At 72.7% G+C, this 18,755-nt stretch carries 17 protein-coding genes; 4 read left to right on the forward strand and 13 right to left on the reverse strand.

Annotated features, from left to right (window positions below; all coding sequences use genetic code 11):
• The first annotated feature begins 3 nt into the window (after window positions 1-3).
• Entirely contained in the window at window positions 4-1,440 is a 1,437-nt protein-coding gene (locus N4G63_RS03790; RefSeq protein WP_314599361.1) for an efflux transporter outer membrane subunit, read from the forward strand.
• Here the strand turns inward: N4G63_RS03790 and N4G63_RS03795 are convergent.
• Both N4G63_RS03795 and N4G63_RS03800 read right to left on the reverse strand, forming a co-directional pair.
• Window positions 1,421-2,827 (reverse strand): histidine kinase dimerization/phospho-acceptor domain-containing protein, encoded by a 1,407-nt coding sequence (locus N4G63_RS03795; protein WP_260790244.1) that lies wholly within the window; start codon window positions 2,825-2,827, stop codon window positions 1,421-1,423. The genes N4G63_RS03790 and N4G63_RS03795 overlap by 20 nt on opposite strands.
• On the reverse strand, window positions 2,824-3,513 hold the full coding sequence (locus N4G63_RS03800; protein ID WP_260790245.1) for a response regulator: 690 nt from the start codon (window positions 3,511-3,513) through the stop codon (window positions 2,824-2,826). The genes N4G63_RS03795 and N4G63_RS03800 overlap by 4 nt, the downstream gene beginning before the upstream one ends.
• A gap of 76 nt (window positions 3,514-3,589) precedes the next feature.
• Here N4G63_RS03800 and N4G63_RS03805 point away from each other — a divergent pair, with 76 nt between their 5' ends.
• A complete protein-coding gene (locus tag N4G63_RS03805) occupies window positions 3,590-4,387 on the forward strand; it encodes a phosphatase PAP2 family protein (protein WP_314599362.1) in 798 nt (265 codons plus the stop codon).
• Window positions 4,388-4,530: 143 nt separating this feature from the next.
• The gene (locus N4G63_RS03810; protein WP_314599363.1) at window positions 4,531-6,243 is read left to right on the forward strand and encodes a phosphoethanolamine transferase; all 1,713 of its coding nucleotides are present in this window, start codon (window positions 4,531-4,533) and stop codon (window positions 6,241-6,243) included.
• 56 nt (window positions 6,244-6,299) lie between these two features.
• On the opposite strand, the gene N4G63_RS03815 is transcribed toward N4G63_RS03810, so the two are convergent.
• The 6 genes from N4G63_RS03815 to N4G63_RS03840 form a co-directional block, all read right to left on the reverse strand.
• Window positions 6,300-7,826 carry an AMP nucleosidase gene (locus N4G63_RS03815; protein ID WP_260790247.1) on the reverse strand — a complete coding sequence of 509 codons (1,527 nt, stop codon included), beginning with the start codon at window positions 7,824-7,826 and terminating at the stop codon, window positions 6,300-6,302.
• 95 nt (window positions 7,827-7,921) lie between these two features.
• Complete coding sequence (locus N4G63_RS03820) at window positions 7,922-8,719, reverse strand: amino acid ABC transporter ATP-binding protein (RefSeq protein WP_260790248.1); 798 nt, start codon at window positions 8,717-8,719, stop codon at window positions 7,922-7,924.
• 4 nt (window positions 8,720-8,723) lie between these two features.
• Entirely contained in the window at window positions 8,724-9,374 is a 651-nt protein-coding gene (locus N4G63_RS03825; RefSeq protein ID WP_260790249.1) for an amino acid ABC transporter permease, read from the reverse strand.
• Window positions 9,375-9,392: 18 nt separating this feature from the next.
• The gene (locus N4G63_RS03830; RefSeq protein ID WP_260790250.1) at window positions 9,393-10,070 is read right to left on the reverse strand and encodes an amino acid ABC transporter permease; all 678 of its coding nucleotides are present in this window, start codon (window positions 10,068-10,070) and stop codon (window positions 9,393-9,395) included.
• Between the two features lie 146 nt (window positions 10,071-10,216).
• The gene (locus N4G63_RS03835; RefSeq protein WP_260790251.1) at window positions 10,217-11,029 is read right to left on the reverse strand and encodes a transporter substrate-binding domain-containing protein; all 813 of its coding nucleotides are present in this window, start codon (window positions 11,027-11,029) and stop codon (window positions 10,217-10,219) included.
• Window positions 11,030-11,034: 5 nt separating this feature from the next.
• A complete protein-coding gene (locus N4G63_RS03840) occupies window positions 11,035-11,880 on the reverse strand; it encodes a GntR family transcriptional regulator (protein ID WP_314599364.1) in 846 nt (281 codons plus the stop codon).
• A 193-nt stretch (window positions 11,881-12,073) separates the two neighbouring features.
• Here N4G63_RS03840 and N4G63_RS03845 point away from each other — a divergent pair, with 193 nt between their 5' ends.
• Window positions 12,074-12,841, forward strand: coding sequence for a type III pantothenate kinase (locus N4G63_RS03845; protein WP_314599365.1), 768 nt, complete (start codon window positions 12,074-12,076; stop codon window positions 12,839-12,841).
• 63 nt (window positions 12,842-12,904) lie between these two features.
• Here N4G63_RS03845 and N4G63_RS03850 read toward each other — a convergent pair whose 3' ends face one another.
• The 5 genes from N4G63_RS03850 to dksA form a co-directional block, all read right to left on the reverse strand.
• A complete protein-coding gene (locus N4G63_RS03850) occupies window positions 12,905-13,744 on the reverse strand; it encodes a potassium channel family protein (protein ID WP_314599366.1) in 840 nt (279 codons plus the stop codon).
• 62 nt (window positions 13,745-13,806) lie between these two features.
• On the reverse strand, window positions 13,807-15,141 hold the full coding sequence (gene hslU, locus N4G63_RS03855; RefSeq protein ID WP_260790254.1) for an ATP-dependent protease ATPase subunit HslU: 1,335 nt from the start codon (window positions 15,139-15,141) through the stop codon (window positions 13,807-13,809).
• A gap of 123 nt (window positions 15,142-15,264) precedes the next feature.
• A complete protein-coding gene (gene hslV / locus N4G63_RS03860; RefSeq protein WP_260790255.1) occupies window positions 15,265-15,810 on the reverse strand; it encodes an ATP-dependent protease subunit HslV in 546 nt (181 codons plus the stop codon).
• 152 nt (window positions 15,811-15,962) lie between these two features.
• The gene (locus N4G63_RS03865; RefSeq protein ID WP_260790256.1) at window positions 15,963-17,930 is read right to left on the reverse strand and encodes an STAS domain-containing protein; all 1,968 of its coding nucleotides are present in this window, start codon (window positions 17,928-17,930) and stop codon (window positions 15,963-15,965) included.
• Window positions 17,931-18,060: 130 nt separating this feature from the next.
• The gene (gene dksA / locus N4G63_RS03870; RefSeq protein ID WP_260790257.1) at window positions 18,061-18,750 is read right to left on the reverse strand and encodes an RNA polymerase-binding protein DksA; all 690 of its coding nucleotides are present in this window, start codon (window positions 18,748-18,750) and stop codon (window positions 18,061-18,063) included.
• Window positions 18,751-18,755 lie beyond the last annotated feature (5 nt).

The following is an 18,755-nucleotide window of genomic DNA, read 5'->3' on the forward strand; positions in this document are numbered from 1 at the left end:
GCCATGACCGTTCAACCCTCCCTGCGCCGCGCCAGCGTGGCAGCAGCCGCCGCCCTGGCCCTGCTGGCCGGCTGCGCCAGCGGCCCGGCGCGCGCGCCGGCCGTGGCCCAGCCCGGCATCCCCGCCCAACTGCCGCTGGCCGGCCTGCCCGACAGCGGCACGCCCGGCACCCTGGCCGACTGGCGCGCGCTGGCCACCGACCCCGCGCTGCAGCGCCTGGCCGAGCTGGCGCTGGCCAACAACCGCGACCTGCGCGTGGCGGTGCTCAATGTCGAGCGCGCGCAGGCCGCCCTGGCCGGCAGCGAGGCCGGCCGCATGCCGGTGATCGGCGTGGGCGCCGGCGCCCAGCGGGCGCCCAACAGCAGTGGCAACCAGGTCAACAGCTACACCGCCGGCCTGCAGCTGGCGAGCTGGGAGCTCGACCTGTTTGGCCGCCTGCGCCAGCTGGACGACGCGGCCCGCGCCAGCCTGCTGGGCAGCCGCGCCGGCCAGCGCGCCGCCGAGCTGGCACTGGTGAGCCAGGTGCTGGCCACCGCGCTGACCCTGCGCCACGACAGCGCCCAGCTGGCCCTGGCCCAGCGCACCCTGGCCACGCGCGACGAGACGCTGCGCCTGACCACGCTGCGCGAGCAGGTGGGCGCGGCCTCGGCGCTCGAGCTGCAGGCCCAGCGCACCCTCAGCGCCCAGGCGCGGGCCACGCTGGCGCAATGGCAGCGCCAGCGCGCGCAGGACGAAAACGCGCTGGCCCTGCTGCTGGGCACCGCGGTGCCGGCCGAGGTGCTGGCGCCGCCGGCCGCTGCGGCCACCCCGGCCACCGGCCCAGCCGTCACCGCCACCGCAACCGCAATCGCCACCGAAGCGCTGGCCGAGGTGCCGGTGGGCCTGCCGTCGGCGGTGCTGCTGGCGCGGCCCGACGTGGTGCAGGCCGAGCAGGCGCTGCTGGCCGCCCGTGCCAACCTGGGTGCGGCGCGTGCCGCGCTGTGGCCCACCATCACGCTCACCGGGCAGGCCGGTCAGGCCTCAGGCCAGCTGTCGGGCCTGTTCGAGGGCGGGCACTTCGCCTACACGCTGGCCGCCAACCTGGTGTTCACGGTGTTTGACGGCGGCCGCCGCCGCGCCGCCATCGATCAGGCCGACGCGGCCGAGCAGATCGCGCTGGCGCAGTACGAGCGCGCGGTGCAGTCGGCCTTCCGCGAGACCGCCGATGCGCTGGTGGGCCTGAGCAGCTGGCGCGCCCAGCTGGCGGCGCTGGCGCAGCAGCGCGAGGCCGCGCGCGAGACCGCCCGCCTCACCGACCTGAAGGCCAGCCAGGGTGCCGCCAGCGTGCTCGAGCAGCTGGAGGCGCAGCGCGGCCTCTACGCCGCCGAGCAGGCCTGGCTGCAGGGCCGGCTGGCCGAGCAGACCAGCCGCGTGACCTTGTTCAAGGCCCTGGGGCGCTGAGCGCCGCGCCCGTGGCGGGCGCGAACTGCAGCCGCCAGGCCTGGCGAAAGCCGGCCGGCGGCGGCACGGCCGCAAAGCGCGCGCCATGCGCCGCCGCCACGCGCTCGACGATGCGGTGGCCCAGGCCCAGGCCCAGCGGGGCCGGCGCCGCGGCGGCGGGTGGCTCGGCCGCCGCACCCGCCGCACCCGCCGCGCCCGCCTCGCGCGGGCCATCGCACACCTGCAGCCAGCCCGCGGCCGGGTCGAGTTGCAGCTCTACCAGGGTGCCGGCCGGCGTGTGGGCCAGCGCGTTGTCCACCAGGTTGCGCAGGGCCAAAGCCAGCAGCAGGCCATGCGCCGGCCGCACCCAGGGGCCGGGGCTGGCCAGCGCCAGCTCGTGGCCGCGGGCGCTGGCGGCCGGCACCGCGTCGGCGATCACCTCCTGCGCCAGGGCCTGCAGATCCACCGGCACCGGGGCTTCGCCCAGCGCGGCGCGGTCGGCACGGGCCAGCGCCAGCAGCTCGCCCAGCACCTGGCCGGCGCGCAGCGCCTCGCGCTCCAGCGTGGCCAGGGCCTGCGGCGAGGGCGGCTGGCCCTGCTCGGCCTGTTCGCGCAGCGTGCGGCAGCGCAGCACCAGGGTGGTCAGCGGGGTGCGCAGCTCATGCGCCAGCATGCCGCTGACATCGCGCTCGTGGGCCAGCGCGGCCTGAAAGCGCTGCACCAGCGTCTCCACCGTGGCCGCCACGGCGGCGAATTCGCGTTCGGGGTGCTCGCGCGCCAGGTCGGGCGGCGCCAGCGGGTCGAGCCCGCGCAGCCGCCGCGCCAGCGCGTCCAGCGGCCGCAGGCCGCGGCGCAGCGCCAGCCCCAGCACCACGGTGGCCACCGGCAGCAGCCACAGGCCGGGCAGCGCCATGTGGCCGGCGATGTCCCAGGACAGGTCCTTGCGGTCGTCGGCATGCAGCAACACCATCACCCCGGGCGTGCCGGCGCCGGCCACCCCGGCCGGGTCGGGCGGCGCATGGCGGGTGAAGCTGCGCCAGGCCTCGGGCGGCTGGCCCAGCTGCCGCATCGCAAAGCCGTCGGTGGCCGGCAGCGGTGTGCGCGGCGCCGGGCCCAGCTGCAGCAGCAGCCGGCCCTGGCCGTCCCACAGCTGCACGCTCAGGCGCTGCTGGTACTCGTGCAGCAGCGGCGTCTCGGGCACATCGGCCTGCAGGGCCTGGCGGCCCTGCAGCTGCGGGGCCTGGGCCAGCACCAGCATGGCCACGCTGGCCAGCATGCCATCGGCCAGCTCGTCGGTTTCTTCGCTGCCGGTGCGGTGGCCGATGACCACCGCGCACACCCACAGCACCACCAGCGTGCCCAGCACCCAGGCCAGCAGCTGGCCGAACAGGCTGCGGCCCGGCCTCATGCCGGATCGGCGGGCATGTGGTAGCCCACGCCGCGCACGGTGCGGATCACGTCCTCGCCCAGCTTGCGCCGCAGGTGGTGGATGTGCACCTCGATGGTGTTGCTGTCGGGCCCCTGCTCGAAGGCATACAGCCGCGCCTGCAGCTGCGCCCGTGACAGCAGCTGCGGCCGCTGCTCGGCCAGCGCCAGCAGCAGCGCGAATTCGCGCCCCGACAGCGCCACCGCCTGCCCCTGCCGCGTGACCTGGCGGGTGGATGGATCGATGCTCAGCGCGCCGCATTGCAGGCGCGGGTCGGCGCGGCCGGCACTGCGCCGCCGCAGTGCGCGCATGCGCGCGGCCAGCTCGTCGGGGTCGAAGGGCTTGCCGACATGGTCGTCGGCGCCTTCGTCCAGCGCGGCGATGCGCGAGGCCACGTCGTCGCGCGCCGTCATCACCAGCACCGGCAGTTCGCGCTCGGGCAGGGCCTGGGCCGTGCTGCGCGCCGCGCGCAGGCGGCGCAGCAGCGACAGGCCGTCGCCATCGGGCAGGCCCAGGTCGAGCAGCAGCAGGTCGAAGGGCTCGGCCGTCAGGCAGGCCCAGCCGGCGGCCAGCGTGCCGGCGCAATCCACCGCATGGCCGCGCGCGCCCAGGTGCTCGGCCAGGGCCTGGGCCAGTCCGGTGTCGTCCTCGATCAGCAGCACCCGCATGCGCGGATTGTGGCGCCGGCACCGGGCGCGGCACTTAATGACCGCTTAAGCCGGGCCGCAACACACTGCGCGCCCTATGCCCTTCAGCCCCCCGTCGACCCGCCTTCTGCCAGCCCCGCGCCCGCTGGCCCCCGCCGCCCATCACACCCGTGCCGCAGCGCCTGGCAGCGGCCTGGGCGCCGCGCTCTGGATCGGCGGCCTGCTGCTGCTGGCCACCACGTGGGACCACCTGGGCTGGGACATGGCCCTGGCCCGCTGGGCCGGCGGCCAGGCCGGCTTTGCCGGGCGCGAACACTGGCTGCTCGAAGGCCTGCTGCACCGCGGCGGGCGTGGCCTGGCCTGGGCCGCAGCGCTGGCCCTGTGCCTGGGCGTGTGGTGGCCGTGGGGGCCGCTGCGCCGGCTGGCGCTGTCGCGGCGGCTGCAACTGGCCGGCAGCACGCTGCTGGCGGTGGCGCTGGTGGCGCTGCTCAAGAGTGCCAGCCCGGCGCCGTGCCCCTGGGATCTGGCCGAGTTTGGTGGCCTGGCGCAGGCGGTGTCGCACTGGGACGCCTGGGCCCGGCCCGGTGCCGGCGGCCACTGCTTTCCGGCCGGCCATGCCAGCGCCGGCTTTGCCTTCGTGTCGGGCTGGTTCGTGTTTCGCGAGGCGGCGCCGGCGCTGGCCCGCGCCTGGCTCGGCACGGCGCTGGCTTGCGGCCTGCTGCTGGGCCTGGCCCAGCAGTGGCGTGGCGCGCACTTCATGAGCCACACGCTGTGGGCCGCCGTGCTGTGCGCGGTGGTGGCCTGGCTGTGTGATGGCCTGCACCGGCGCCTGGCCGCCACGGGCCTGGCAACGGCCGTCGCCGGGGCCGACGCCGACGCCGGGGCCGACGCATGAGCACGTTCGGCAGCGCACCAATGTCCGTGCCCGTGCCCGTGCCCGGCGGCCCGGCCCGCGCGGGCTGGCCATGGCCCGCAGCCTCTGCGCTGCGCCGGTCGGTCGGCCACACGCCGCACTGGCGCCAGCGCCCGGTGGCGCTGATGCTGCTGGTCAGCCTGTGGCTGGCCAGCGTGGGCAACCTGCCGCTGTGGCTGGAGCTGGACCGGCTGGGCCTGTTGCAGGGCCGTGGCGGCCCCTGGCTGGGCGCCGGGCTGATGCTGGCGATTGCCGCCGCGCTGATGGCGCTGCAAAGCCTGCTGGCCTGGCGCCACACGCTCAAGGGCACGGCCATCGCGCTGCTGCTGATCGCCGCCGCGGGGGGCTACTTCATGCACACCTACCACGTGGTGATCGACCCCGCGATGATGCTCAACGTGGCGCAGACCGATGTGCACGAGGCCGGCGACCTGATCGGCCCGCGCCTGCTGCTGGCGCTGGCGCTGGCCGGCGGCCTGCCGGCGCTGTGGGTGTGGCGCCAGCCGCTGCACTACCGGCCATGGCCGCGCCGGGCGCTGCACAACCTGGCGCTGCTGCTGGCCGCGCTGCTGCTGCTGCTGGGCGCGGTGCTGGCCAGCTATCAGCCGCTGTCGTCGGCCATGCGCAACCACAAGCATGTGCGCTACCTGATCAATCCGCTGACCACGCTGTTCTCGGGCGCCTGGGTGGCCAGCGCACCGCTGCGCCAGCGCGATGCGCGCCTGCACCCGGTGGGCGAGGACGCGCACCTGGCCGCCAACCCGCCGGCGCCGGCAGGCCCGGGGGCGCTGGGCGCGCTGGGGCTGGCCACGGCCCAGGCCGCCACCGCCTCGCCGGCCGCGGGCCGCAGCCCGCTGGTGGTGCTGGTGCTGGGCGAGACCGCCCGCGCCGCCAACTTCGGCCTCAACGGCTATGCGCGCGACACCACGCCGGCGCTGGCGCGCGAGGGCACGGTGCTCAGCTTCCGGCAGGTGCGCTCGTGCGGCACCAGCACCGCGGCTTCGCTGCCCTGCATGTTCTCGCACCTGGGCCGCGAGGGTTTTGTGGCCGACCCGCGCCGCCACGAGAACGTGCTGGATGTGCTGCAGCGCGCCGGCCTGGCCGTGCTGTGGCTGGACAACCAGGGCGGCTGCAAGGGCGTGTGCGAGCGCGTGCCGCATGCCAGCACCGCCGATGCCCTGCCGACCGGCGTGCCGCCCTACCCGGCGGGCACCTGCGCCGCCGACGGCGAATGCTTCGACACTGCGCTGCTGCACGGCCTGGACGCCCGCCTGGCCGCAGCGCCCGGCGTGCCGGCCGCGCAGTGGCAGGCCAGCCGCGCGCGCGGCACGGTGCTGGTGCTGCACATGATGGGCAGCCACGGCCCGGCGTACTACAAGCGCTCGCCGCCCGAGCTCAAGCGCTTCGGGCCCGAGTGCGCCAGCACCACGCTGCCCGACTGCAGCCGCGAGCAGGTGCTCAACGCCTACGACAACAGCATCGCCGCCACCGACGCGATGCTGGCCGCCACCATCGACTGGCTCAAGCGCCAGTCGGCGCAGCACGACACGGCCCTGGTCTACCTGTCGGACCACGGCGAATCACTGGGCGAAAACGGCCTCTACCTGCACGGTCTGCCCTATGCCATGGCGCCCGATGTGCAAAAGCAGGTGCCCTGGCTGACCTGGCTGAGCCCGGCCTTTGCCGCGCGCCAGCAGCTCGATGCCGCCTGCCTGGCCGCCCGCGCCGACCAGCCGCTGAGCCACGACCACCTGTTTCACTCGCTGCTGGGCCTGGCGGCGGTGCAGACCCGCGCCTACCTGCCGGCCCTGGATGCGTATGCGGCCTGCCGGCGCTGAGCGGGGGCCTGCCGGCGCGGCGCGGCCATTGCCGGCTCAGCGTGCCGGCGCGGCGCTCACTGGAACGCCACCTCGGCAAAGCTGCGCAGCTTGCGGCTGTGCAGCTGATCGAGCCGCTGGCGGCGCAGGATCTCGATGGCCCGCATGCCGATGCGCAGGTGCTGATCCACGCGCTCGCGGTAGAAGGCGTTGGCCATGCCGGGCAGCTTGATCTCGCCGTGCAGCGGCTTGTCGCTCACGCACAGCAAGGTGCCGTAGGGCACGCGAAAGCGAAAGCCGTTGGCGGCCAGCGTGGCGCTTTCCATGTCGAGCGCCACCGCGCGGCTCTGGCTGAAGCGGCGCTCGGGGCCCGGATGCGGCAGCAGCTCCCAGTTGCGGTTGTCTGTTGAGGCCACGGTGCCGGTGCGCAGGATCTTCTTCAGCTCGAAGCCCTCGAGCTGGGTCACGTCGGCCACCGCCTTTTCCAGCGCCAGCTGGATCTCGGCCAGCGCCGGGATCGGCACCCACAGCGGCAGCTCTTCGTCGAGCACATGGTCTTCGCGCACATAGCCGTGGGCCAGCACGTAGTCGCCCAGCTCCTGCGTGTTGCGCAGGCCGGCGCAGTGGCCCAGCATCAGCCAGGTGTGCGGGCGCAGCACGGCAATGTGGTCGGAGATGTTCTTGGCGTTGGCCGGCCCGACGCCGATGTTGACCATGGTGATGCCCGAGTTGTCGGGCCGCACCAGGTGGTAGGCCGGCATCTGTGGCAGGCGCGGCAGCGGCGCGCCCAGCGCGTCTTCGGGCTGCGCGGCCTGGCCGTTGCGGCGGGTGACCACGTTGCCGGGTTCCACGAAGGCGGTGTAGCCATTGCTGTCGGCGGCGTGCTTGGGCCAGTCGCCCAGCAGGCCGCCCTCGCCGGTGGCCTTGGCCATCATCTCGTGGCCCAGGCGCACGAACTCGTCGATGTAGAACTGGTAGTTCGTGAACAGCACGAAGTTCTGGAAGTGCTCGGGCGAGGTGCCGGTGTAGTGGCGCAGGCGCTGCAGCGAGTAGTCCACCCGCGGCGCGGTGAACAGCGCCAGCGGCAGCGGGTCGCGCGGGCCGGGCTCGTGGCTGCCGTTGGCGATGCCGTCGTCCATGGCCGCCAGGTCGGGCAGGTCGAACACGTCGCGCATCAGCGCGCGGCGCTCGGTGCTCATGCTGCCTTCCACGTGGTCGTGCTGCGCGAACGAGAAGTGGATCGGGATCGGCTGCTTGCTCATGCCCACCTCGAGCACGCCGCCGTGGTTTTGCAGCAGCAGCGCGAACTGTTCGCGGTAGTAGCTGGCAAACAGGTCGGGCCGGGTGAGGGTGGTCTCGTAGGTGCCGGGGCCGGCCACGAAGCCGTAGCTCAGGCGCGAGTCGGTGCGGGTGGAGCGCTCGGTGCGGATCCGCACGAACGGGTAGCAGGCGCGGATGCGCTGGCCGTGATCCTTGCCCGCCACAAACTCCTGCAGGCTCTGGCGCAGGTGGGCAATGCCGCTGTCGTAGATCGTCCTGGCATGGGCCAGGGCAGCGTCGGGATCGGTGAAGCTCTGGGTGACGATGAGTGTTGTGCTTGACATGGCGGATTATGTTCGCTGCTCAGCGTGTCAGTTTTCCAGGGTGGCCAGCCGCCCCCTTGGGGGGAGGCGGCGAAGCCGCTTCGGGGGCGCTCATGTCATGCGGGGGCCAGGTGCAGCGCCGACAGAAACTGGCGCAGCTCGGGCGTCTGCGGATCGGCAAACAAGGTCTGCGGCGGCCCCATCTCGTGGATGCGCCCGGCATGCATGAACACCACGCGGTCGGCCACCTTGCGGGCAAAGCCCATCTCGTGGGTCACCATCAGCAGCGTCATGCCATCGTCGGCCAGGGCTTCCACCACGCGCAGCACCTCGCCCACCAGCTCGGGGTCGAGCGCGCTGGTGATTTCGTCGCACAGCAGCACGCTGGGCTGCATGGCCAGCGCCCGCGCAATGGCCACGCGCTGCTGCTGGCCGCCCGAGAGCTGGTCGGGCCAGGCCTCGAACTTCTCGGCCAGGCCCACGCGCCCCAGCAGCGCGCGCGCCTGGGCCTCGCCCTCGGCGCGGCCCTGCTGCCTGACCAGGCCCGGTGCCAGCATCACGTTGCGGCCCACGCTGAGGTGCGGAAACAGGTTGAAGCCCTGGAAGATCATGCCCACGTGCTGGCGCAGCGCGCGCATGGCGGCGGCGTCGCCGTGCCTGAGCGGCTGGCCGTCGACACTGAGCGCACCGTCCTGAAACGCTTCCAGCCCGTTGATGCAGCGCAGCAGCGTGCTCTTGCCCGAGCCGCTCTTGCCGATGATGGCCAGCACCTCGCCGCGCTGCACGCTCAGGTCGATGCCCTTGAGCACCTCGTTGGCGCCGAAGCGCTTGCGCAGGCCGCTGATGCGCACGATGGGTTCGGGGGTGCCGGGGGTGCCGGCGGCAGCGGCGGCAGCGGCGGCAGCGGCGGGCATGGGCTCAGTGGGCACGGCGCAGGTTCCTTTCCAGTCGGCGGCTGGCGGCCGAGATCGGCCAGCACAGCGCAAAGTACAGCAGGGCCACCAACGCATACACGGTGAACGGCCGGAAGCTGGCGTTGGTGATCATGGTGCCGGCCTTGGTCAGTTCGATGAAACCGATCACCGAGGCCAGCGCGGTGCCCTTGATGACCTGCACCGCAAAGCCCACGGTGGGCGCCACGGCAATGCGCAGCGCCTGCGGGCCCACCACATGGCGCAGGGTTTCACCAAAGCCCAGGCCCAGGCTTTGCGCCGCCTCCCACTGGCCGCGCGCGATGGCCGCCACGCTGCCGCGCCAGATCTCGGTGAGAAAGGCGCTGGCATACAGCGTGAGCGCCAGCGCCGCGGCCACCCAGGCCGAGACATTGAGGCCCAGCAGCGCCAGGCCGAAGTAGGCCAGAAACAGCTGCATCAGCAGCGGCGTGCCCTGGAACAGCTGCACCCAGGCGCGCACCAGCGGCTCGGCGCCCGGCCAGCGTGCCAGGCGCGACCACAGCAGCAGCGCGCCCACCAGGCCGCCGCCGATGAAGGCGATCAGCGACAGCGCCACCGTCCAGCGCGCGGCCAGCAGCAGGTTGCGCAGCATGTCCCACAGCGTGAAGTCGACCATGTTCGCGTCTCCTGCGGGTTATTTGCCGGCCGGCGGCAGGTGGCCGAACACCCAGCGCGGGCCGGCCCACTCGAGCAGCCGGCGCAGCGCCATGGCCAGCACCAGGTACATGGCGGTGGCCACGATGCAGGCCTCGAAGGCGCGGAAGTTGCGGCTGTGGATCAGGTTGGCGGCAAAGCTCAGCTCTTCGGTCGAGATCTGCCCGCACACCGCCGAGCCCAGCATCACGATGACGATCTGGCCCACCAGCGCCGGCCACACCCGGCCCAGCGCCGGCGGCAGCACCACCCGGCTGAGCACCTGCCATTCGTTCAGCGCCAGGCTGCGCGCGGCCTCGATCTGGCCGCGTGGCGTGCTCTCGAGCCCGGCGCGCACGATCTCGGCGGCATAGGCGCCCAGGTTCAGCACCATCGCGATCACCGAGGCCGCCTCGGGCGAGAGCTTGATGCCCAGCCCCGGCAGGCCGAAGAACACGAAGAACAGCTGCACGATGAAGGGCGTGTTGCGGATCAGCTCCACATACAGCGCCACCAGTCGCGCCAGCGGCCGCGGCCCCCAGGCGCGCGCCCAGCCGCAGGCCGTGCCCAGCGCGCCGCCCAGCAGCGCCGCGGTGGCGGTCAGCGCCAGCGTCACGCCGGCACCGCGCAGCAGCGCCGGCCATTCGGCCAGCACCGCCCCAAAGTCCAGTTGGATCATGAGCGAACAGCCCCCCAGCAAACGGTGACCAGGCCCGGCGGCCGCTGTGGATCCGGCTCCGCCGGGCCACTGGCGGCGCCCCCTGGGCCCGAAGGGGACCTTGCAGGTCCCGAGGGGGAGGCGCCGCAGGCGCTTCGGGGGTGGGTTCAGTTCGGCAGATCGCCGGCCGGGCGGCCGAGCCACTTCTGCGCCATCTTGTCGAGGTCGCCGGCGGCCTTGGCCGCGGCGATGATCTCGTTGACCTTGGCGCGCAGCTTGTCCTCGCCCTTGGCCACGCCGATGAAGTTGGGCGAATCCTTCAGCACGAACTTGTACTCGGCGCCCAGGCCGGGGTTGCGCGCCATCATGTTGCCGGCCACCGAGGCCCCGGTGGCAATGGCCTGCACCTGGCCGGCCACGAAGGCCGAGACGGTGGCGTTGTTGTCCTCGAAGCGGCGCACCTCCACGCCGGGGGGCGCCACCTTGGCCAGTTCCTGGTCTTCCATCGCGCCGCGGGTCACGCCCACGCTCTTGCCGGCCAGGTCGGCCGGGCCCTTGATGCTGAGCGTCTTGGGCGCAAACACCGCCTGGTAGAAGGGCGAGTAGGCGGCGCTGAAGTCGATCACCTTCTCGCGCTCGGGGTTCTTGCCCAGGGTCGAGATCACCAGGTCGGCCTTCCTGGTCTGCAGGTAGGGGATGCGGTTGGCGCTGACCACCGGCACCAGCTCCACCTTCACGCCCAGCTTGGCGGCGATCAGGTGGGCCATGTCGATGTCCAGGCCCTGCGGCTTGAGGTCGGTGCCCACATAGCCGTAGGGCGGGTAGTCGGTGGGGATGGCCACCGTGATCAGCTTCTTGGCGACGATCTCGTCCAGCGCGTTCTGCGCCTGGGCGGCGCCGGGCAGGGCCAGCCCGAGCAGTGCGCTCGCGGCCAGGCCGAGGGTGGAACCGAGCAAGGGGCGGCGGTGCAGGCGTTGCATGGGGATCAGGTCTCCGGGGTGGCGGGATGGGCGGGGGTGGGGTCGCTGGCGGCCGGTGTGCCGACCAGCGAGGTGAACAGCGCGCGCCGTGGCCGGCGGCGGGTGGCGGTGCCGGCCTGCGCGGCCGGCGATTGCGCGGTGGTGGCCAGCGGGCCGAGTGCGGCGCGCAGCGGCGCCAGCGGGTCGGCGTCGGGCCGGCGGCTGGCGCGGTCGAGGTGCTCGGCCACGCCGCCGATGTGGGCCTGCAGGCGCTGCACCGCCAGCGCGATGTCACCGGCCTCCAGCGCGGCCACGATCTCGCCGTGCTCGGCGCAGCTGCTGCCGGCAGCGTGGGTGCTCTGGTACAGCGTGGCGATCAGCGTGGTGCGCGCGGTCAGGTCACGCAGGATGTCGGCCAGCAGCGCATTGCCCAGGCAGTCGGCCAGGCAGACATGAAAGTCGCCCAGCAGCCAGCTGCGCTGGCCCGGCTCGCCATCGCGGATGGCGGCCTGCTCCTGCGCCACATGGTCTTTCAGGCGCTGCACCGCGGCGGCCGATGGCCGGCCCTGCAGCGTGTGCAGCAGGCCGGTCTCGATGGCCACGCGGGCGCCGAAGGCCTCGCGCGCCTCGGCCAGCGAGGGCTGCACCACATACCAGCCGCGGCGCGCGTTCACCGTGACCATGCCGCGCGCCGACAAGCGCGCCAGCGCCTCGCGCACCAGGGTGCGGCTGACGCCGAACAGCAGCGCCAGGTCCTGCTCGCCCAGGCGCTGGCCAGGTGCCAGGCGGCCGGCCAGGATGGCGTCGACGATGCGGTCGGCGATCTGGTCGGGGCGGCTGGCGGTGGCGTCGGCTGCGGGGTGGGCTGGCATGCAGTGCCTTGGTGCACGGGCTTGATTGACCAGGCTTGTATGCAAGCGCGGTGCCAGCCCCGGCGCCGTGGCCGATGCGCCACGCTGCACGCCGGCGTGTCGCCGCCGCGCTGGCGCGCGCGGCCGGGCCTGTTACGCTGCGCGCCTCCCCGTCATGCAGCCTGTGCCCCGGTTCGGGGCGTTGCCCAGGGTTATGAGTTTTTTCGCGATCGACATCGGCAACACGCGGCTCAAATGGTCGCTGTACGCGGCGCCCCAGCCCGGTGCGCCGGTGCTGGCACATGGCGTGGTGTTTCTCGAGCACATCGACACGCTGGCCGATGACCAGTGGCGCGAGCTGCCCACGCCCGGCTCGGTGCTGGGCTGCAACGTGGCCGGCGACGCCGTGCGCCGCCGCGTCGAAGAACAGCTCGAGCTGTGGGACCTGGAGCCGCGCTGGGTGGTCTCCAGCGCCCAGGCCGGCGGCATCGTCAATGGCTACGACCACCCCGGCCGCCTGGGCACCGACCGCTTCGTGGCCCTGATCGGGGCGCGCCAGCATGTGCTGGCCCGCGGCCCGGCGCAGCCGGTGATCGTGGTGATGGTGGGCACCGCGGTAACGGTGGACGCGCTCGACCACCACGGCCGCTTTCTCGGCGGCTTGATCCTGCCGGGCCACGGCATCATGCTGCGCTCGCTGGAAAGCGGTACCGCCGGCCTGCGCGTGCCCACCGGCGAGGTGCGTGACTTTCCCACCAACACCAGCGACGCACTCACCAGCGGCGGCACCTACGCCATCACCGGCGCCATCGAGCGCATGCACCGCAACCTGGCCACCCACACCGGCCAGGCGCCGCTGCTGCTGATGACCGGCGGCGCCGGCTGGAAGGTGGCGCCTTCGCTCGAGCTGGCGCACGAGCTGGTCGACTCGCTGATCTTCGACGGCCTGCTGGCGCTGCAGTCGCACCGGCTGGCGCTGTAGGCGCTGCCGCCCGGGCCGCGCCGGCGCGCCGGCGCGCCGCCTGCGTTGCCGCTCAGCTGCGGCTCAAGTGACGCTGTCGTCGGCCGCCGAGTGGCCGTGGACCTCGCGCCGCGACGCGCCCAGATCGTGGCGCAGGCCGGCGATCTCGTGCCGCAGTGAATCGATCTGGCGGTGCATGTCGCGCAGGATCTCGCGCTCGATCATGCGTTCTTCGGTCTCGACCCAGCGCGTGGCAATGGCCGCCGTCACCAGCGACAGCACGCCGTAGCCCAGCATCACGACAAACACCGAGAAGATCTTCGACGCCGGCGTGGACGGCACGATGTCGCCATAGCCCACCGTGGCCGCGGTGGCAAAGGCCAGCCACAGGCCGTCGGCCAGCGAATGCGCCTTGGGCTCCAGCCACCAGAAGCCGATGCCGCACAGGCCCAGCACCGTGGCGGCCAGCAGCAGCAGGTAGGTCAGGCCGCCGCGCGTGATCAGGTGCTGGATGCCCCACACCATGCGCACCAGGGTCATCAGCGCCACGCCCAGCCGGAACATCAGCGCCCAGGTCGACTGGCTGCTTTCAGGCAGCCAGGCCGACACGCCCAGCCCCAGCACCAGCAGCAGGTCGAGCGGATTGGCCCACAGGTGCCGGCCGAAGCCGCCGCTGCGCGCCGCGGTGTGCAGCAGCGCCAGGCCGGTGACCACCGCCGCCAGCATGTAGGCCAGCTTGGCCACCAGCGGCGTGGGCTCGTCCAGCAGCTCGGCATAGAAGGCCGGCACGGTGGCCGACAGCAGCAGCAGTGTGGGCCAGCGCCAGTGCCGCTCGACCCGCCGGCCATGCGCCGCCTCGCGGGGCGCCTGGCGCAGGCCCCACAGGGTGCCCGGGGCAAATCGTCGCGAGAACTCGGCCAGCATCGTGTGCCCAGTCTGGCAGCGGGGCCGGGGGGTGGCCCTTGATGCCGGTCAAGCCGGGCCGATCACAGGATGAAGCGCGACAGGTCTTCGTTGCCGGCCAGGGCGGCCAGCTTGGCGTCCACCGCCGCGGCGTCGATGCGCACCGTCTGGCCGCTGCGGTCGGGCGCGTCGTAGCTCACCTCGTCGAGCAGGCGCTCCATCACCGTGGCCAGGCGGCGCGCGCCGATGTTCTCGGTGCGTTCGTTCACGTCGCAGGCGATCTGTGCCAGGCGGCGGATGCCCTCGGGCGCGATCTCCAGCGTCACGCCCTCGGTGGCCAGCAGGGCCTGGTACTGCTTGATCAGGCTGGCATGCGTGCTGTTGAGGATGGCCTCGAAATCGTCCACGCTCAAGGCGCCCAGCTCCACGCGGATCGGAAAGCGGCCCTGCAGCTCGGGGATCAGGTCGCTGGGCTTGGCCAGGTGAAAGGCGCCCGAGGCGATGAACAGGATGTGGTCGGTCTTGACCATGCCGTACTTGGTGCTGACCGTGGTGCCCTCCACCAGCGGCAGCAGGTCGCGCTGCACGCCCTGGCGGCTGACCTCGGCACCGCCGTGCTCGCTGCGCGAGGCCACCTTGTCGATCTCGTCGATGAACACGATGCCGTTGTGCTCGGCATTGGCCAGCGCGCGGGCCTTGATCTCGTCTTCGTTGACCAGCTTGGCGGCCTCTTCGTCGACCAGCAGCTTGCGCGCCTCGCCGATCCTGAGCTTGCGCGTGGTCTTCTTGGCCTGGCCCATCTGGCTGAACAGGCCCTTGAGCTGCTCGGCCATCTCTTCCATGCCCGGCGGGCTCATGATGTCGACGCTGGCCTTGGTGTCGGCCAGTTCGAGCTCGATCTCCTTGTCGTCCAGCAGCCCCTCGCGCAGGCGCTTGCGCATCACCTGGCGCGCGGTGCCGTCCCTGGGCTCGGCGGCGGCGGTGTCAAAGCCCACGCTGTGCCGCGGCGGCGGCACCAGCACGTCGAGGATGCGGTCTTCGGCGGCATCCTCGGCGCGCATGCGCTGGCGCACGATGGCAGCCTCGCGCTCTTGCTTGACGGCCATGTCGATCAGGTCGCGGATGATGGTGTCCACGTCCTTGCCCACATAACCCACCTCGGTGAACTTGGTGGCCTCCACCTTGATGAAGGGCGCATCGGCCAGCCGCGCCAGGCGGCGTGCGATCTCGGTCTTGCCCACGCCGGTGGGGCCGATCATCAGGATGTTCTTGGGCGTGATCTCGGCGCGCAGGCCCTCGGGCACCTGCTGGCGGCGCCAGCGGTTGCGCAGCGCGATCGCCACCGCGCGCTTGGCGGCGGCCTGGCCGACGATGTGGCGGTCGAGCTCGGAAACGATTTCTTTGGGCGTCATCGACATGCTGGAGCTTTCAATGAGGTCGGCATCCCGGCTGGGAGGACAGGCCGCGGCTGGCGGGCAGGGCGGGCAGCGCGCGCAGGGGCGCGCGGTTCAGGCCGCAGGGTCTGCCGCGACGGCCGGGGGTCAGAGCGTTTCGATGGTGTGGTTCTGGTTGGTGTAGATGCACAGGTCGCCGGCGATCACCAGGCTTTGCTTGACGATCTGCTCGGCGCTCAGCTCGGTGTGGTTCAGCAGCGCCCGCGCCGCCGCCTGCGCATAGGCGCCGCCCGAACCGATGGCCACGATGCCCTGCTCGGGCTCGAGCACGTCGCCGTTGCCGGTGATGATCAGGCTGCTCTCGCGGTCGGCCACGGCCAGCATGGCCTCCAGGCGGCGCAGCACGCGGTCGGTGCGCCAGTCCTTGGTGAGCTCGATGGCGGCGCGCTGCAGATGGCCCTGGTGCTTCTCGAGTTTGGCCTCGAAGCGCTCGAACAGCGTGAACGCGTCGGCGGTGGCGCCGGCAAAGCCGGCCAGCACCTGCTCGCGGTAGAGCTTGCGCACCTTGCGCGCGCTGGCCTTGACGACGATGTGGCCCAGCGTGACCTGGCCGTCGCCGCCCAGCGCCACCTGCCAGCCCTGAGGCGTTAAGCGGCGGACGCTGAGGATGGTGGTGCCGTGGAAGGATTCCATGGAGATCTCGGTGAGAAAAGGGGTTTCGGCCGGGCCGGCGGCACCGGGCCGCTGGCGCTGCTGCGGCCTGCTTCAGTGGCTGCCGTGGGCCATCTGCGGGGCGAACTGCGCCGCTGCAAGGCCGGCCGCGGCGGCCGCGCCGGGCCCGGGCATCAGTTGCGCGGCACTTGCACGCGGGCGTGCTCGTTGATGCCCATCGCGCCGAAGAACAGCGCCACCAGGCGGTGCGCCTCGGCAAAGGTGACGTTGCGCTGCTCGCCCTGCTTGCTGAGCACCCAGTTCAGCAGGTCGCCGGCGGCGATGAAATCGACCCGGATCAGGCGCGCGCACGACACGGTGACCAGCCGATCCTGCCCCAGCCGCTGGTCGAGCTGCTGCAGCGTGTGGCCGATGTCGCCCACCAGCTGACCCGACAGCTCCACCGTGGCGCGCTGCGGGCCCTGGGTTTCGTCGGTGAGGCGCGACTCGAAGAAGCTGCTCTGCACCTCGGTGACGATGGACAGCGGCGGCGCGGTGGTGGAATGGCCCGAGCCCACGCAGCGCACCGCGCAGCGGGCACGCTCCCAGGACGGCGGCGACACCTCGTAGGTGACGCAGTAGTCGATGGCCGTCTCGTCGAACTGGTCGGGCCGGTTCACCAGGCGCAAGGCCTCCAGCCGGGCCATCCAGTAGGCCGGGTCGGCATCGCGCACGCCGGTGGGCGCAGCTTCCTGCAACGCGGCAAACAAGCGGTCGGCGCCCAGCCAGCGCATGTCCAGCGGCTGCGGCGCCCATTGGCGCAGCAGCTGCTGCAGGTGAACGGCGGCGCCGATCTCCACCCGCTCGAGCGCCTGCCAGTCCAGCACCCAGGGCAGCGGCAGCTGAAGCGTGGCCGAGCGCAGCCGCGCCACGCCCTCGTCGTCCAGCATGGCCGGGCTGACCCAGCCCACATCGCCTTGCACGCCGCGGGTGTCGGGGCGCTCGTCGGCGGCGGCATCGGCCACCAGCTTGGGCAGCGAGAACCACTGCGGCGGCGAGCGCCCGAACAGGTTCACATAGTCGGGCACCAGGGCCTCGAACTTGGCCTGCTGGCCGGTGGCGCGGTACAGGTCGAACAGCACATGCCAGGTTTCGGCATGCTGGCGGCGTGGCCCGTGCAGGCGGCACAGCGTGGTGAGCGACTGCTCGCAGTGCTCGAAATCGGCATTGGCGAAGGCGATCACCGCCTCGTCCAGCTCGGGGTCGTGCACCAGCTCGCTGACCTCGACCACGAACTTGCTGGACAGCGCCGTCTCGACCACCGCGCGCCGCGGCGGCACGCCGGTGAGGCTGTGCGCGGCGGGGTCATCACCGGCCGGGCCGCCCAGGCCCATGGCCGGTGCGGGCGGTCGGCGCGAGGCCGTGGTGCGGCTGGCATCGAAGGACGCGGGCGACGACGCCGCCGCATGGCGCATGGCCGAGCGGTCGGTGGGCCGGTCGGGCGGCATCGCCGGGCGCGGCAGGTCGCGTTGCGGCATGCCGCCCAGCGACGACAACTCGGCCGGCGCGGTGGGGGCCGTGCCCAGATCGGGCAGCGGCGGCATCGAATCCAGCCCCGACAGCGGCAGGCCGGACAGCGCGCCATTGCCTGGCGCCGGTGGCAAGGTGTCGAAGGCCTGCGGCTCGGTGGGTGCGGTGTGGAAACCCGAGGGCAGCGGCGGCGCCGGGGCTCGCCGCGGCGCGTCGGCCGCCGGCCGGCGCGCCGGAATCGGCGGGGCCACCACGCCCATGGCACGCTGCGACAGCGGGCCCTGGGCCTCGCCGACCATCTGCTGCTCGATCTCGTCGATCTTGGCCTTGACGCCCAGCGCCGCGGGCTCGGACAGCCGGCCTTCGGAATCGTCGACGCGCGACGAGCCGCCCAGCGCTGCCAGCTGCTCGGGCGACAGGCCGTCGCGGCGCAGCCGGCGCAGCGTGTCGAACTCGCGCTTGCGCACGAAGTCGTTGCGCTTCTTGCGCTCGATCATCGCCTTGAGCTCGGATTTCTCCAGATCAAGGCTGTCGTCCTGCCGCGTGGCGAGTTCGTTCCAGTCGGTGGCCGGATTGGCCACGAACCGCACCACTTTGCGGAAGAAGCTCTCGTTGTCCTTGGGTTCTGCCATCCGCCGCCCTGTCTTCAGTGCGTGGTGGCGCCGGGCACCATCGCCACCCGACTGCCGCGCGCACCGGCACATGCCGCGCGCAAGGCGCAGCGTGCCGACCCGCGGCGGGAGCAGGGCCCGCGGTGCATGCTCAGTCTCCGAACATCTTCTGCTTGAGCTCGCGGCGCTGCTGCGCCTCGAGCGACAGCGTGGCCGTGGGCCGCGCCAGCAGGCGACCCAGGCCGATCGGCTCGCCGGTCTCGTCGCAGTAGCCGTACTCGCCCGAATCGAGGCGGGTCAGCGACTGCGAGATCTTCTTCAGCAGCTTGCGCTCGCGGTCGCGCGTGCGCAGTTCCAGCGCATGCTCTTCCTCGATGGTGGCGCGGTCGGCCGGATCGGGCACGATCGAGGTGTCTTCGCGCAGGTGCTCGGTGGTTTCGCCGGCATTGCTCAGCAGGTCGTCCTTCAGGGCGGTGAGCCGCACGCGGAAGAATTCGATCTGCTTCTCGTTCATGTACTCCGACTCGGGCATGGCCATGAGTTCGGCTTCGGACAGGTCGCGGCCAGCCTTGGACTTCCAGGCATTGGCGAGTTTGGGATCTGCCTTGTGGGCAGGCTTCACAGTTTCCATCGGTTCTGGGTAACCCCGGGCGGGAGGCTTGGGCGGAGAAAAACGTTCGGCAAAACGGTTGCGCGCGGGTTCGGGCGCCGCCGTGGCCTGGGGTGTGGACGCGGGTTTCGGGGCCGCCGGGGTCTTGGCGGCTTTGGTGGCAGGCGCAGCAGGGCTGGCTTTTTCAGGGGCCCCGCCCGGAGGGGCGGATTTGGCCGAGGTCTTGCTCACTTCGG

Source organism: Aquabacterium sp. OR-4 (assembly GCF_025290835.2).
Taxonomy (GTDB): domain Bacteria; phylum Pseudomonadota; class Gammaproteobacteria; order Burkholderiales; family Burkholderiaceae_C; genus Pseudaquabacterium.

Coding starts and splice junctions, on each gene's coding strand:
- N4G63_RS03790 (WP_314599361.1), top strand. CDS start 4: ATGACCGTTCAACCCTCCCTGCGCCGCGCCAGCGTGGCAGCAGCCGCC.
- N4G63_RS03795 (WP_260790244.1), bottom strand. CDS start 2,827: ATGAGGCCGGGCCGCAGCCTGTTCGGCCAGCTGCTGGCCTGGGTGCTG.
- N4G63_RS03800 (WP_260790245.1), bottom strand. CDS start 3,513: ATGCGGGTGCTGCTGATCGAGGACGACACCGGACTGGCCCAGGCCCTG.
- N4G63_RS03805 (WP_314599362.1), top strand. CDS start 3,590: ATGCCCTTCAGCCCCCCGTCGACCCGCCTTCTGCCAGCCCCGCGCCCG.
- N4G63_RS03810 (WP_314599363.1), top strand. CDS start 4,531: ATGCTGCTGGTCAGCCTGTGGCTGGCCAGCGTGGGCAACCTGCCGCTG.
- N4G63_RS03815 (WP_260790247.1), bottom strand. CDS start 7,826: ATGTCAAGCACAACACTCATCGTCACCCAGAGCTTCACCGATCCCGAC.
- N4G63_RS03820 (WP_260790248.1), bottom strand. CDS start 8,719: ATGCCCGCCGCTGCCGCCGCTGCCGCCGCTGCCGCCGGCACCCCCGGC.
- N4G63_RS03825 (WP_260790249.1), bottom strand. CDS start 9,374: ATGGTCGACTTCACGCTGTGGGACATGCTGCGCAACCTGCTGCTGGCC.
- N4G63_RS03830 (WP_260790250.1), bottom strand. CDS start 10,070: ATGATCCAACTGGACTTTGGGGCGGTGCTGGCCGAATGGCCGGCGCTG.
- N4G63_RS03835 (WP_260790251.1), bottom strand. CDS start 11,029: ATGCAACGCCTGCACCGCCGCCCCTTGCTCGGTTCCACCCTCGGCCTG.
- N4G63_RS03840 (WP_314599364.1), bottom strand. CDS start 11,880: ATGCCAGCCCACCCCGCAGCCGACGCCACCGCCAGCCGCCCCGACCAG.
- N4G63_RS03845 (WP_314599365.1), top strand. CDS start 12,074: ATGAGTTTTTTCGCGATCGACATCGGCAACACGCGGCTCAAATGGTCG.
- N4G63_RS03850 (WP_314599366.1), bottom strand. CDS start 13,744: ATGCTGGCCGAGTTCTCGCGACGATTTGCCCCGGGCACCCTGTGGGGC.
- hslU (WP_260790254.1), bottom strand. CDS start 15,141: ATGTCGATGACGCCCAAAGAAATCGTTTCCGAGCTCGACCGCCACATC.
- hslV (WP_260790255.1), bottom strand. CDS start 15,810: ATGGAATCCTTCCACGGCACCACCATCCTCAGCGTCCGCCGCTTAACG.
- N4G63_RS03865 (WP_260790256.1), bottom strand. CDS start 17,930: ATGGCAGAACCCAAGGACAACGAGAGCTTCTTCCGCAAAGTGGTGCGG.